Raw genomic sequence first — 13,131 nt, forward strand, 5'->3', positions numbered from 1 at the left:
TCGAACGCGTTGCGTGTTCGTCTCACACCGTCGCACCCATCCGCAGTCGGACGGCGACGAGCAGTTGCACCGGACGCCGGTCCTGACCCTGCCACGGCCGGTTGACGAAACGTCCGAACAGCTATCCACGATCGTATAGGAACAGTGGTAGGGTATTCGATCGCAGTACCCCACCTCAATTGAGTGACCGAATGGGAGTGGTTCACTTAAATATATTAATTCAGTAAAATATATGTGTATAATTCATTGATATTAGGGCGGGATGTCTGATACCCCTCGTTTGAAACGCCGTACCGCATTACGAACGATCGGTCTCGGAGCAACTGCGCAGTTGGGTATTGGTCTGGTTGCCGGTGATACGGCAGAGGGCGAACAGCGGCTAGAGATTGATGACATCAACGAAGAGGTCCAGAAGGCGTGGCAGTCGACCGTGCGTCGACATGGCGAGGTCGTCGACACTGAGTATGCCGCGATTGGACCGACTAACGTAGCGCACTCAAGCAAGCGCTTAGCGTCGGTGGCAAAGGCGAACCGAGACGACGGTCGGTCGATGATGATCCAGCGATTGGAGTTCGAGGACGGATATACGGCCGAGGTCACGACAGCGATGGACCGCGACGGCAGCACGTTCCTCAAGAAGATTAATGACCAGCGGTTCAAGACCATCCTCTCGTCTGACGACGTGGGATCCCTCAAGCAGAACCAACGGGAAAAGGTCGTCGCTCACTCGGAGAGAGACGCCGACTTCGCTGCCTCCGCCAATCCCAGCAAAAACCAAGTTGCGGACCTATCGAAGAAGTCCACCCTGAGCGCCACGTCTTCCCACTACGATTACTCTGCCACCGAGGCGGATGACGGCGACAGTGACCGGAACTGTCCTGGACCCTGTTGGGTGCAGGGGATCAACTGGGCAACTGATGTCGACGAAGACGACAATCGGTGTGGTGTTACGGTGACTGACGCTGCCGTCTCTATCGAGGCGGATGCCTACGCAGAAGTCTACACGTTAGTCGACAATGACATGAAGACAGGTGATTTCGACATCACGTTTGATGGGTATACTGCAGGGACGGTTTCCAGCCTCGGGATGGCCGCCGGGACGGACTTCCTCGGGTTCGTCAGGAACGTCGACAAGGACACACAGGATTCGATCCATCTCGGGACGCTAAGCTCGGATTGGTATGACGCCGTCGACATCATCGACGAGCAGTGGGGACCAGGGGACGGTGCGGGGCCAGGTGACGACGCCCCGTATACTGATTACGAATTCACCACGGAACTGATCGAGGGTGACACATACGCGTTCGGTATCCGAATGGCGGTTGACTTGGCCAACCTGTCGCTTCCTGGGGCGATCACGATAAACTTCACCGATACAAGCAACCCCCTCGACAAGGGCTTCGGCATGTCGTACAACGTCATCGGAGCGGACTATAGTAGCAACTGAACGTCATTGCACACCTGATCGCACGAGGGCATTGCGATCAGTGTGTAAATCGTTTCAATTGCTACTATAGTAAAAGCGAGTTTATCCAGTCCGTATCGGGACCCCACTGCGGTTCCTTTTGTCGGCCGCCACGCGAGCGGTCAATCGCGATTAACCACTGTGGACGATCGCCGAACACGTAGGCGAGTGAACGTCAGACGCCACTGGAGAGGTTCCGAACGGCGAGACAGGAACTGGTGCGTCGGACCGAGCAGTTGACGTCCTCGGAACCTGGCATGGAATCGATGTCACAGGAAACTCCGGCCCGCTATGAGTCGTGGGCATCCCACGAACGCGAGCAGTCACATCTGGCAGAGTGAAGAAGTCGGAAGCTTAGGCGTTCGTACTCGAGTTCCCGGCGAAACGTTCGTCAAGATGGTAGGCGGCATAACTGAACACTGCGACCAGGACGAGCGTGATCGTCATTCCCAACAGACTGGTCGGGTCTGGGACGATCGCCGCTGCCGCCACAGTGCCAACAAACATACCGACGAACGCGACGAGGATCGTTCGGAGGGTACTAAACATGGATTTTCATTTTCCTTCCAGGTGTATATTTTTTACGTCAGTATATTGTATAATCCCGAATCATCCGTACGTGCAGCCGGAGGCCCTGGAGCAGGATCGACAGATCGCCGTCTGCTATCGGATATAAATATTATCCATCGCAATTTTTTGTTCGGATGCCCGTAACGATAGTATGCGTCTTTCGGCTCGCTGGCTGTACGCTCGTTCCGCGTGGAACCGGTCCTGGCTGTGGGACGTTGGAGCATTGCTCTCACTCATTAACGGCGAGGTCCTCATACAGGTCGGCGCGGAGCGAGCGCCGGACTGCGCTCTCCCCGTACTTTTCGTGGGCGGGTTCGGGGCAACGTTTCTCGCGTTTCTCACCATGGACCTGCTCGTCCCCCACCGGCTACCGATCGTCACCGCCACCGGAACCTACCAAATCCTGATTTCGGCGGCAGTCGTGGGTCCATTCTTCGCCAGCGCGGCCGTCGGCGCGGCGCTGCTGCGGTCCGGGACAGCGCTTGACGAACTCGTCTTGGTCGTCTTGGGGAACGCTGCGGCGCTCACCGCAACGGTACTCGTGGTAGCGTACTACTCGCGGGATGGTGCCTGAGGACAGCGCCGGATGCAAGCAGGTGACTACCCGTCACGGACGGGAGCAGTCCGCCTCGGAATAGGAGGCCAGCCTCCCGTAGAGACCCGCTGGTCAACGGCGCCTCAGTACTTGGGTAGACACTCGAGCGCGACTGTCCCTACTGTCCGTCCCGCGGTACACCACGGATCGGACATCTTCGGTTTAGGCTCTAACACGCAACCGCTGAACACCACTACAATTACGATCGACTAAATCAAGCGCTGAATGGCCGAACACCAGCCGAGGAGGTGCTGAACTAGACCGTTCTGAACGCTGTCAAACCACTCTTTCAAGAGATAAAGAAATATACCATCTAATTTGGAACTATTTCATATATTTTGGGCTAAAAATCCGAAACATGGTTGCAGAGCTACGTATACTGTTGGAACAAGCTAATCTGAACAATACCATTCCGACGAAGGCAAAGAATTATGCGGGCAGTACAGCAAGAGCATATACCGCATGGTCGGCCGGTTAGACACTGGGATCGACGTCCTCGACCGGAAGCTCGACGGTGGGCTCCCCCCGGGGTGTATCGTCGCGTACACCGCCGAGCCGGCCAGCCAGTCCGAACTCCTCCTCTACGAACTCACGGCCGCCCGCGGCACGCTGTATCTCACCACTGAGCGCGACGACGACGCCGTCCGTCACGCCATCGAGACCTCGCCCTCCTCGGTCGGCAGCCCGACGGTCAGGCACGTCACTGGTGAGGACACCCTCGAGGAGGCGACCCGACTCATCGGTGCCTTGCCCGACGGGGCGAACCTCATCATCGACACGATGGACGTCCTCGAGCGCTGTGACACCGACGAGTACATCGAATTCCTCAACGAACTCAAGTCGCACATGCTGGAGACGGGCAGCATCGCCGTCCTCCACTGTCTGAAAGGAGAGGACGAGCCGCCGAACCGGTCCCGGACCTACCACGCCGCCGACGCCGTCTTCGACCTGCGGACCGAGATCTCGGGGACCGAACTCGAGAACCACCTCACGATCCCGAAGTTCCGCGGCGGGAGCCAGCCGACCGACGCGATCAAGCTCGAGTTGACGGAGGAAGTGGCGATCGACACGAGCCGCGACATCGCGTGAGTCCGGCTGCCCGGCCGATTCCGTTACCCCTCCTGTGCGGGCATCGTACTGTACCTCGGCTTCGCTCGTCGATTCGACACGCCGCCCTCTCTTCGGCGGTTACGCGCGCAAAAAAGTCGATCCGCACATGCTCGTTGTCCGTCGGCAGCGACCGGTGAGCGGCCGGGTCCGCGGCGTCGGCTTACTCTTCCGCGCCTTCGAGTTCGTCGACGATCTCGTCGGCGTCGACGTCGGCGTCCTCGAGGGCTTCCTCGATGTCGCCGCCGCCCATGCCGCCCATGCCGCCCATCATACCGCCCATGCCCATGCCACCCATGCCGTCGATGACTTCCTGGACGATGACGCGGTCGACGCCGACCTTCTCGATGATGTCCTGCCCGATCTGCTGTTTGCCCATCATCCACTGCTGGTTCATGGTCATCTGGGGCGTGGCCTCGAGGTAGAGCGTCTCCTTCTCGACGGTTTCGGTCTCGAACTCGGGCTCTGCGTCCTCGTCGTCGTCATCGGGTTCGACGGGGACCTCTTCCTCGACCTCGTCGGTCTCGATCCAGAGTTCGGGCTCCATCCCGAGGTACATCTCGAAGAGACCGGCGGCCTGCTGTTCGCGGTCGTCGACTTCCTCGACGATCGTGTACTCGTACTCGACGTCCTCGCCGGCAAGCGGGTGGTTGAAGTCGACGCGGGCGCGGCCGCCGATGATCGTGCTGATGTAGCCCTGCTGGCCCTCGATCTGCACGTTCGCGCCGGGGTAACGGTCGTCCTCGTCGATCTTCTCGGCGCTGACCGTCTGGACGTCGTCGGGGTCGTATTCGCCGAAGGCGTCCTCGGCGGGGACGGTCACGGTGCCGGAGTCGCCGGGCTCGGCGCCGACGATGTCGTCCTCGACGGCCTCGAAGATGTGGCCCTCGCCGACGACGATCGTTCGGGGCTTGAACTCCTGGCCCTGCTCGTCGACGCCCTCTTCCTCGGCGACCTCGGGGTCGGTCGTGTCGACCAGCTGGTCGTCCTCGACGGTGTAGGCGGTGTACTCGAGTTCGACGAAGTCGCCGGTCTGGAGTCCGTCGGCGGCTTCGTCGGCTACTTCTTCGTCGACGTCATCGGCCTGCTCGTCTAGCTCGGCCTCTTGTTCCTCGGTCATACGTTGTACGTCCGGCCGTCTACATTTAAGTACGACGTTTTCGGGCGAGAGCGACCGATACTTACGATCCCCCCGCGTCGACTCGAGCATGTACGAGGTCGAAGCAAAGGTCCCCGCCGACCTCGCGGCCGTCCGTGAGCGGCTCGTGGCCCTCGAGGCGACGCCCGAGGGTGCGGTCGTGCAGGTCGATACCTACTACGACGCGCCCCATCGGGCGTTCGTCGAGACCGACGAGGCGTTGCGGATCCGGTCGGAGCGACCCGAAGACGGCGAGGCAGAGACCCACATTACCTACAAGGGGCCGCTCGTCGACGACGAGTCCAAGACCCGCGAGGAGGTCGAGACCGCCGTCGCGGACGGCGAGAAGGTCGATGCGATCCTGACGAACCTCGGCTTCGAGCCCGCCGCGACGGTCCGGAAAGAGCGCGAGCGGTTCTCGCTCGAGGGGTATACCGTCACCCTCGATTCGGTCGCCGACGTCGGCGACTACGTCGAGGTCGAGACCGAACTCGAGTCCGAAGCCGAACTCGAGGCCGCCCGCGAGGGGGCCTACGACGTCCTCGAGCGGCTGGGGCTGGATCCCGACGAGCAGCTCCGAACGTCGTATCTCGGCCTGTTGCTCGAGTCCTGAGCGAGTGCGAAAGCGACGCCGGCGAATCCATAACTTACAGGCATTTTACGGCCCGTATCTGTTTCCGCAAGTTATACGAACGCGGTCCGTCAAGAACCGCCAATGAGCGAGCGGAACATCCGTATCGAATCCATCGACCGGCAGGCGGTCGAGGATCAGGAGGTCGAAATCGTCGAACGAAAGGGAATCGGTCACCCCGACTCCATCTGTGATGGCATCGCCGAGAGCGTCGCCGGGGCGCTTGCCCGCGAGTATCTGGACCGCGTCGGCGAAGTACTGCACTTCAACACCGACGAGACCCAGCTCGTCGCGGGCGAGGCCGCGCCCGCCTTCGGCGGCGGCGAGGTCGTCGACCCGATCTATCTACTGATCGTCGGCCGCGCGACCAAACACTACGAGGGCCAAACGATCCCCGCCGAGACGATCGCCCTGCGAGCGGCACGGGAGTACCTCGAGGAGAACATCCCCCAGCTGACCGTCGGCGAGGACGTCGTGGTCGACGTCAAACTCGGGGAGGGCAGCGGCGACCTGCAGGAGGTCTTCGGCGAGGACGAAGTCAGCGTCCCGATGGCAAACGACACCAGCTTCGGCGTCGGCCACGCGCCGCTGACCGAGACGGAGCGGATCGTCCTCGAGGCCGAGCGACGGCTGAACGGCGAGTACGCCGACGAACACCCCGAACTCGGGCCGGACGTGAAGATCATGGGCAAACGCGAGGGCGACGAGATCGACGTCACCGTCGCGGCCGCGATGGTCGACGAGTACGTCGCCGACCTCGACGAGTACGTCGAGGCCGTCGAATCGGTTCGCGAGTTCGTCGACGGCGTCGCGCGCGACCACACCGACCGCGCGGTCGACGTCCACGTCAACACGGCCGACGACTACGACGAGGGCTCGATCTATCTCACGGTGACGGGCACCTCCGCCGAACAGGGCGACGACGGCTCCGTCGGTCGCGGCAACCGCGCCAACGGACTCATCACGCCGAACCGCTCGATGTCGATGGAAGCGACCAGCGGCAAGAACCCGGTCAATCACATCGGGAAGATCTACAACCTGCTCTCGACGGCGATCGCCGAGGAGGTCGTCGGCGAGGTCGGCGGCATCCGCGACCTGCGCGTGCGACTGCTCTCCCAGATCGGCCGGCCGATCGATCAGCCCCACGTCGCCGACGTCCAGGTCGTCACCGACGACGGCGTCTCGGTCGCGGACGTGGAGGACGACGTCGCGGCCATCGTCGACGCCGAACTCGCCGATGTCACCGGAATCACGCGCAGCGTGATTGACGGCGAACTCTCGACGTTCTGATCGGGCCTCGATCCGAACTGCGGCCCAGTCCCGAAACCGATAGCGCCACGTCGGATGGGTGACGTTTTGTCCACGGATCGCGTGCCGTCCGGTAATGGCCCTCCGCAAGCCGTTCGACGAGCGCGCGGCAACCCACCGGGTCATCACGCGGCAACCGTACGGCGTCGCCGATGACGACGAGACTGGCTGGATCACCGTCGAGAATCGCGTCGTCGACGCCGTGACGTCCTTGGGGACCGCAGTCCATCTGCGTCTCGAGGACGGGGCGGCTTCCCGATTGGACCCCGACGGACGACTGGAGCGCGTCCGCGGACCCGATCGAGTTCTCACGGGTTCTGGACCGGAGTATCGGGCGACGCTCCCCGACGACGCCGGCGTCGTCCGGTCGGTGCTGGCCGTCGATCCGGACGATACCGACGTGTGGGTCGATCGCGTGTTCTCCCTCGAGGAGTTCGTCGTCCGTACCGACGCCACGTGGTATTATCGGTCGGTTCCCCATCACGCCCATATTCGAGAACTGCACGCGGACGGCTGTGACGCGCTCCTGCAGGCCGTCACCGACGCACTCGAATCGATTCCTCGCTCGACCGTCGTTCCGGTCGACGGACTCGTTACGTGGCGATCGAACGGCGACCGGTACGAACTGTCGTGGGACGTACTGCGCCGGCGTGAGAGAGACGCCGATCGAGACCGCTGGTCGGCGTTCGAACTAGATCGACTCCGACGCGTTCGTCCCGTCCCGAACCGCGAGGAACTCGTCCTCCGGTGGGCTCCGTCGGCCGCGGATACGTGGCCACGCCGGATTCTGCGGTACCTGCTCGATCCCGAATCGGTGGCTCCCCCGACCCGAATCGCGTTCCCCGACCGAGACACGATGCGCGCGGCTACCGACGCCCTGGGGAAGCTGCGGGAACGTCTCGAGTATTCGTACGTGATCGCCGACTCCGAGAGCGAGCAGGGCTGACCGCTCGGTGCTACCGGCCGAGAGCCGCCACGTCGGGTGATCGCCGGGTTCGACAGACCCTTTGGCGACGACAGTGTGTAACACTGATAGCACGTTACGAATCGGCATCCCTCGAGAACGATCATCCGTGAACCTCCCCTCAAGCGGTTCGAATCGCGTGGTCTACGCCGTCGTCGCGAGTACCTTCTTCGTCGGTTTCGGCGGCGGCGTCGTTTTCCCGATCCTGCCGAACCTCGGCGAGGTACTCGGGATCTCGGCGTTTATGGTCGGCGTCATCCTCTCGGCCAACCGCTGGACGCGGCTGGTGGCGAACGGGCCGGCCGGCGCGCTCGTCGACCGGATCGGGACCCGGAAACCGTTCGTCGCGGGGCTGGCGATCGAGGGGGCCGCGACCGCGGGCTACGTCGTCGCGATCACGTCGTCGGTGCCCGAGTTCTGGTTCGTCCTCGCGCGAGTCTGCTGGGGCGTCGGCAGCGCCCTCGTGTTCGCGACGGCCTACACCATCACCGCCGACGTCAGCGACGCCGGATCGCGGGGCGAGAGCATGGGGATCGTCCGTGCCGGGATCACGTTCGGCTTCCCCGCGGGCATGGTACTGGGCGGGATCGTCAGCGAGGTCTACAGCAACGCGACGGCCTTCGTCCTCGCTGCCTGCTTTGCCGGGCTGGCGAGCGTCATCGCCTACTTCATCGTCCCCGAGACCCACGTCGACAGCCCCGACGCCTCGATCAAGCCGTGGGACCTCGAGACCACCCTCCCCGCGCTGACCGTCGGCCTGGTCAACTTCGGGCTCTACTTCGCGTACTTCGGCGTCCTCTTCTCGACGCTCGTCTTGTACCTCGACGCGGAGTCGACGGTCCTCACCCTCGAGTTCGCCGGCGTCGGCCTCGAGTACGGCGAGCAGGGGACCTCCGGGCTGCTGATGGCCGTCTCGGCGTTGTCGGGCGCGCTCTTTACCATCCTCGGCGGAAAGATCAGCGACGCCGTCGGGGCTCGTGTCCCGGTGTTGCTCGTTTTCCTCGTGACGAGTTGTCTCGGGTTCGCCGTCCTGACGCTCGCGCCGTCGCTCTCGATCGTCGTCGGGGCCTGCGCCCTGATCGGCGCGGGACAGGGCGGGGTCGGCGGTCCGCTGACCGCACTCTTGGCCGATCTCACGCCCGAGGACCGAATGGGGCGGGCGATGGGGACCAACAACGTCTTCGGCGACGTCGGCGGCGCGGTCGGCCCGCTGCTCTCGCTGCCCTTCGCCGAGGCGATCGGCTTCGACGTGCTGTACGCGCTCAGCGCGACCATCCCGCTGCTGGCCGGGGCGATCCTCGTTGTCGGGATCTACACCTACACCGGCAGCCTGAGCCCGACGGTCGAGGAATCCATCGTCTGAGACCGTCCGCGACTCGTCGGGATCGCTCGAGGCCGAGCCGTACCTCGCAACCCCCTTATAGCTCCGATCATCTATCACAGTCCATGCACCCCCCGGGAGCCGACACCGTCCTCGTCCGTCACGGGGACGTCAACACGAAAAGCAACACCGTCAAGCGGTACATGGAGGACCTCCTCGCGGAGAACCTCGAGGCCCTCCTGTCCGCGCGGTCGATTCCCGGCGAGGTCGAGCGCCGGTGGAGCCGGCCGCTGATCCACACCGAGAGCGACGCCGTCGAGGCCGCCACCGACGCCGCGACCGACACCTTCGGCGTCGTCTCCGCCAGCCCTTCCCTGACCACCAGTACGGAGAAAGCACGGATCCTCGAGGCCCTCGCGGAGACGGCCCGGGAACACTACGACGGCGGGACGTTCGCCGTCGAGGCCCGCCGGGCCGACAAGAGCCTCCCCTACGACAGCGAGGACCTCGGCCGCGAGGCGGGCAACGCCATCTGGGCGGCCGTCGAGGACGAGTTCGAACCCGACGTCGATCTCGACGATCCCGACCTGACCTTCGGCGTCGAGGTCCGCGAGGACGCGGCCTTCCACTACCTCGAGCAGCGCGATGGCCCGGGCGGGCTCCCGCTGGGTTCCCAGGAGCCGGTCATCGCCCTGGTCAGCGGCGGCATCGACTCGCCGGTCGCGGCCTACGAGATGATGCGCCGCGGCAGCCCGATCGTCCCGGCCTACGTCGACCTCGGTGACTACGGCGGGATCGACCACGAGGCCCGCGCCATGGAGACGGTCCGGCTCCTCTCGGACTACGCGCCGAACTTCGATATGCAGGTCTACCGGATCCCTGGCGGCGACACGGTCGACCTGCTCGTCCGGCAGATGGAGCAGGGTCGGATGCTTTCCCTGCGGCGCTTTTTCTACCGGGCCGCCGAGACGCTTGCCGCACGCGTCAACGCCGACGGCATCGTCACCGGGGAGGCCGCCGGCCAGAAGTCCAGCCAGACCGTCCGCAACCTCGGGGTCACCAGCCGCGCGACCCGGCTCCCGATCCACCGGCCGCTCCTGACGTGGGACAAGCAGGACATCGTCGCCCGCGCCCGCGAGATCGGCACCTTCAGCGACTCGACGATCGACGCCGGCTGCAACCGCGTCACTCCCGATCAGGTCGAGACCAACGCCCGCCTGAAGCCCCTGCTCGAGCACGAACCGGACGACCTGCTCGAGCGGGCCGAAGAAGCGGCGAAAAACGCGACTCTGGTCGAACCCTGAGTCGGCTTCGAACCGCCCGTTTTCCCGCCGCTCGTAGACACCTCCCCTACCCACGGCCGGGTGGGACTGAAAGGGGCTGGCGCGCTTTCGTAGTCGTGGCGTCTCCGACAGCAGATTTACTCGTGTCTTCATCGCAGAGAAGCCGAAACCCCCATTACGCCGTCGGACACACCACGAACCAGTGACCCGCGTCTGTCTTATCGGCGAGGCCGGGAGCGACCTCCAGTACGAACTCCTCTCGCGGGAGACGGCCCGCGAGGCGCTCGCGACCTACGACTTGGAGCGGCCGTTCGAGAACTCGCTGGCCCTGCGGACGGTCAGCGTCGGGGCCGCCGTCTCGCTGCTGAACGACCTGAACTGGTACTGCACGCGGTTCGTCGACGAGGCGTTCGTCCGGGAACCGAGCATCAGCGACGACGAGTGGCTCTCGCGAGCGCTCGCGACGCAACTCCGGAACGGCGAGATCGAGGCCGACGAGACGGGCGAGTTCTGCAAGATCTACGGCCTCGAGCGAGTCGCCCCTGCCGTCGAGGACGAGGGCACCGAACCCGATGCGGCGGCCTCGAGCGGGACTGACGAGTCCGCGGCCGCGAGCGAGGGTGAAGAAAACGGAGGCGCTGCAGCCTCGAGCGGCGCCGGCGGGGAACCAACCTATCGGCTCGTCGAGCCGCTGTACGTCCGGCGAACGGACGGTGATCTTCCGGAGTACGACCTCCGGGACGTCGCGGAGACGCTGGTCGTTCGCCTGACCGAGACGGAATATACGCCGTAGCGGGGCCGTCGTTCGCTCGAGCGGTTACGAGCCGTCCTCGGCCGTCCCGTCGTCCGACTCGACGCTCGTACTCTCCGACGCGCTGGCGCTGTCGCTGCGCATCGAGGCACCGCTGGTATTGCCCTCGTGATCGACGACCGTCGCGGAAAGCGCCGTCAGCGGCTCCGATTCGAAGGTCACCCGAACGAGCCGGCCGACGGTCGTGATCACCGGGGTACAGGCCTCGTTCTCGTCCGCCGTGTCCCGTACACCTGCCTCGAGGACGAGTTCCTTGTCGGCGCTTCCGTCCGTCCCATCGCTATCGGTCTCGCCGTCGCCGCCGGTACTGCTGCCGCTGGGGTCGCCGTCCCCGTCGGTCTCGTACTCCTCGTCGGTCTCGTCGTCCTCGATCGGTTGGACATCGATCGACTCGAGGACCAACTCGTAACAGGGGTTCGGTGCCTCGGACTCGAGCGAGACCAGGATCGACGTCTCGAAGTCGGTGTCGTCGACGAAGCTGGCGAGGGGGTCGACGTTGGAGAGCGTACGCGTCTCGAGCCACTCGGTCGCGTCGTCGGCGTCCCGGACGAGGTCGACAGATGACGTCTCCGTATCCGTGGAGAACTGGTAGTTTTGTGTCTCGTAGCCGGTCACCTCCTCGGGGAGGTCCTCGCTTCCGTCGTCCGATCCGGGGTCGTCTTCGCTGGGATCGTCACTCTCATCGTTGTCGTCGGGCGAGTCGTCGGTCCCGTCGGCGATACAGCCGGCCGAGAGCGCGAGCAATCCTGCAGTGCTACTCAGTAGCGTCCGCCTGGAGGGGCGTGTCATTGTACCTGACCGTACGAAGGGGTACCTAAAGGCGGTTCGGCTAGGTCAAAGAATCATTTTTACCAGACCGATTCGGGGAACGGGTCGACGAAGACACGACGAGCCGGGCGAAATCGCGCTGCTCGAGCCGGTCAGTCGAAGAGACCAGTCGAGAGATAGCGCTCGCCGCTGTCCCAGAAGACCGTAACGACGAGCGGGCAGTCGTCGACCTGTCCGCCGTCGGTCTCGGGCGAGGCCGGTTGCGTGCCCTCGTCGAACGCCGTCGGGACTTCGGGACACTCGAGGGCGGGATCGGCGATCTCGCGGGCGACCCGCTGGGAGACGAGACTGGTCGCGCCGCTCGATTGGCCCACGAGGATTCCCTCTTCGCGCGCGAGGCGGCGACACTCCGCCTCGGCGTCCTCGAGCGCCACCGTCTCGACGCGATCGAGCAGGTCGAGATCGAGGTTGTCGCTGACGAAACCCGGCCCCATCCCCTGGAACTCGTCGTTGCCGGATTCACCGGTCGAGAGGACGGCGTTTCGTTCGGGTTCGACGGCGACGATCTCCATCTCGGGGTACTCCTCGCGGAGTCGTCGGCCGATCCCCGAGATGGTGCCGCCGGTGCCGACGCCGGCGACGAAGGCGTCGATCTCGCGGTCGCCGACCTGCTCGATGATCTCCGGCCCGGTCGTCTTGTAGTGGGCCTCTGGGTTCGCGGGGTTCTCGAACTGGCCGAGCTGGACCGCACCCTCGGCCTCGAGTTCCTCGGCGCGGGCGCGGGCGTCCGCCATGTCGCCGTCGACCAACTCGAGGTCGGCCCCGTAGGCCGCCATGACCTGTTGGCGTTCCTTCGATTTGTCCGACGGCATGACGATCGTCAGGTCGTAGTCGCGGGCGGCCGCGACGAGCGCGAGGCCGATCCCCGTATTGCCGCTCGTGGGTTCGACGAGCCAGTCGCCGGGTTCGATCAGCCCGTCGCGTTCGGCGGCCCGTACCATCTCGCGGGCCGGCCGGTCCTTGGCCGAACCGCCGGGATTGAACGATTCGATCTTGGCCGCGACCGTCGCGCCCTCCGGCGAGTCGACCTGGACCAGCGGCGAGCCGATCGTGTCCAGGATACTCCCTTTCATTGACCCACAATATGGATTCGAGACGTAAACCCGTGCT

General features: G+C 64.4%; 13 protein-coding genes and 1 pseudogene. 10 read left to right on the forward strand and 4 right to left on the reverse strand.

Features of this window, described 5'->3' with window-relative positions:
- Nucleotides 1-262 precede the first annotated feature (262 nt).
- Nucleotides 263-1,447: a hypothetical protein gene (locus NP511_RS03010; RefSeq protein ID WP_144240363.1), complete on the forward strand. Its 1,185-nt coding sequence runs from the start codon at nt 263-265 to the stop codon at nt 1,445-1,447.
- 372 nt (nt 1,448-1,819) lie between these two features.
- Here the strand turns inward: NP511_RS03010 and NP511_RS03015 are convergent, their stop codons facing one another.
- Nucleotides 1,820-2,014 (reverse strand): hypothetical protein, encoded by a 195-nt coding sequence (locus NP511_RS03015; protein ID WP_049964343.1) that lies wholly within the window; start codon nt 2,012-2,014, stop codon nt 1,820-1,822.
- 244 nt (nt 2,015-2,258) lie between these two features.
- On the opposite strand from NP511_RS03015, the gene NP511_RS03020 reads away from it, so the two are divergent.
- The 3 genes and pseudogenes from NP511_RS03020 to NP511_RS03025 all read left to right on the forward strand — a co-directional run bounded on the left by NP511_RS03020 (nt 2,259) and on the right by NP511_RS03025 (nt 3,719).
- Nucleotides 2,259-2,609 (forward strand): hypothetical protein, encoded by a 351-nt coding sequence (locus NP511_RS03020; RefSeq protein ID WP_233274296.1) that lies wholly within the window; start codon nt 2,259-2,261, stop codon nt 2,607-2,609.
- Between the two features lie 206 nt (nt 2,610-2,815).
- Nucleotides 2,816-2,890, forward strand: a pseudogene (locus NP511_RS22935) (IS6 family transposase); the annotation flags it as partial.
- Between the two features lie 202 nt (nt 2,891-3,092).
- Entirely contained in the window at nt 3,093-3,719 is a 627-nt protein-coding gene (locus NP511_RS03025; protein ID WP_049964345.1) for an RAD55 family ATPase, read from the forward strand.
- Nucleotides 3,720-3,900: 181 nt separating this feature from the next.
- Here NP511_RS03025 and NP511_RS03030 read toward each other — a convergent pair whose 3' ends face one another.
- Nucleotides 3,901-4,857, reverse strand: a complete 957-nt coding sequence (locus NP511_RS03030; protein WP_049964346.1) for an FKBP-type peptidyl-prolyl cis-trans isomerase — start codon at nt 4,855-4,857, stop codon at nt 3,901-3,903.
- Nucleotides 4,858-4,945: 88 nt separating this feature from the next.
- Here NP511_RS03030 and cyaB point away from each other — a divergent pair, with 88 nt between their 5' ends.
- The 6 genes from cyaB to NP511_RS03060 all read left to right on the forward strand — a co-directional run bounded on the left by cyaB (nt 4,946) and on the right by NP511_RS03060 (nt 11,175).
- Entirely contained in the window at nt 4,946-5,488 is a 543-nt protein-coding gene (gene cyaB, locus NP511_RS03035; protein WP_006648846.1) for a class IV adenylate cyclase, read from the forward strand.
- Nucleotides 5,489-5,590: 102 nt separating this feature from the next.
- A complete protein-coding gene (locus NP511_RS03040; protein ID WP_049964347.1) occupies nt 5,591-6,796 on the forward strand; it encodes a methionine adenosyltransferase in 1,206 nt (401 codons plus the stop codon).
- A gap of 94 nt (nt 6,797-6,890) precedes the next feature.
- Entirely contained in the window at nt 6,891-7,760 is an 870-nt protein-coding gene (locus NP511_RS03045) for a hypothetical protein (protein ID WP_049964348.1), read from the forward strand.
- A gap of 127 nt (nt 7,761-7,887) precedes the next feature.
- Entirely contained in the window at nt 7,888-9,141 is a 1,254-nt protein-coding gene (locus tag NP511_RS03050) for an MFS transporter (RefSeq protein ID WP_049905557.1), read from the forward strand.
- 83 nt (nt 9,142-9,224) lie between these two features.
- Entirely contained in the window at nt 9,225-10,403 is a 1,179-nt protein-coding gene (locus NP511_RS03055; protein WP_049964349.1) for a tRNA sulfurtransferase, read from the forward strand.
- 181 nt (nt 10,404-10,584) lie between these two features.
- On the forward strand, nt 10,585-11,175 hold the full coding sequence (locus NP511_RS03060) for a DUF5804 family protein (RefSeq protein WP_049964350.1): 591 nt from the start codon (nt 10,585-10,587) through the stop codon (nt 11,173-11,175).
- A 24-nt stretch (nt 11,176-11,199) separates the two neighbouring features.
- Here the strand turns inward: NP511_RS03060 and NP511_RS03065 are convergent, their stop codons facing one another.
- The gene (locus NP511_RS03065; protein WP_233274297.1) at nt 11,200-11,982 is read right to left on the reverse strand and encodes a hypothetical protein; all 783 of its coding nucleotides are present in this window, start codon (nt 11,980-11,982) and stop codon (nt 11,200-11,202) included.
- 131 nt (nt 11,983-12,113) lie between these two features.
- The gene (locus NP511_RS03070) at nt 12,114-13,094 is read right to left on the reverse strand and encodes a PLP-dependent cysteine synthase family protein (RefSeq protein WP_006648853.1); all 981 of its coding nucleotides are present in this window, start codon (nt 13,092-13,094) and stop codon (nt 12,114-12,116) included.
- Nucleotides 13,095-13,131: the final 37 nt, after the last annotated feature.

The sequence above is a fragment of the Natrinema thermotolerans genome (genome assembly GCF_031165565.1).
Classification (GTDB): Archaea; Halobacteriota; Halobacteria; order Halobacteriales; family Natrialbaceae; genus Natrinema; species Natrinema thermotolerans.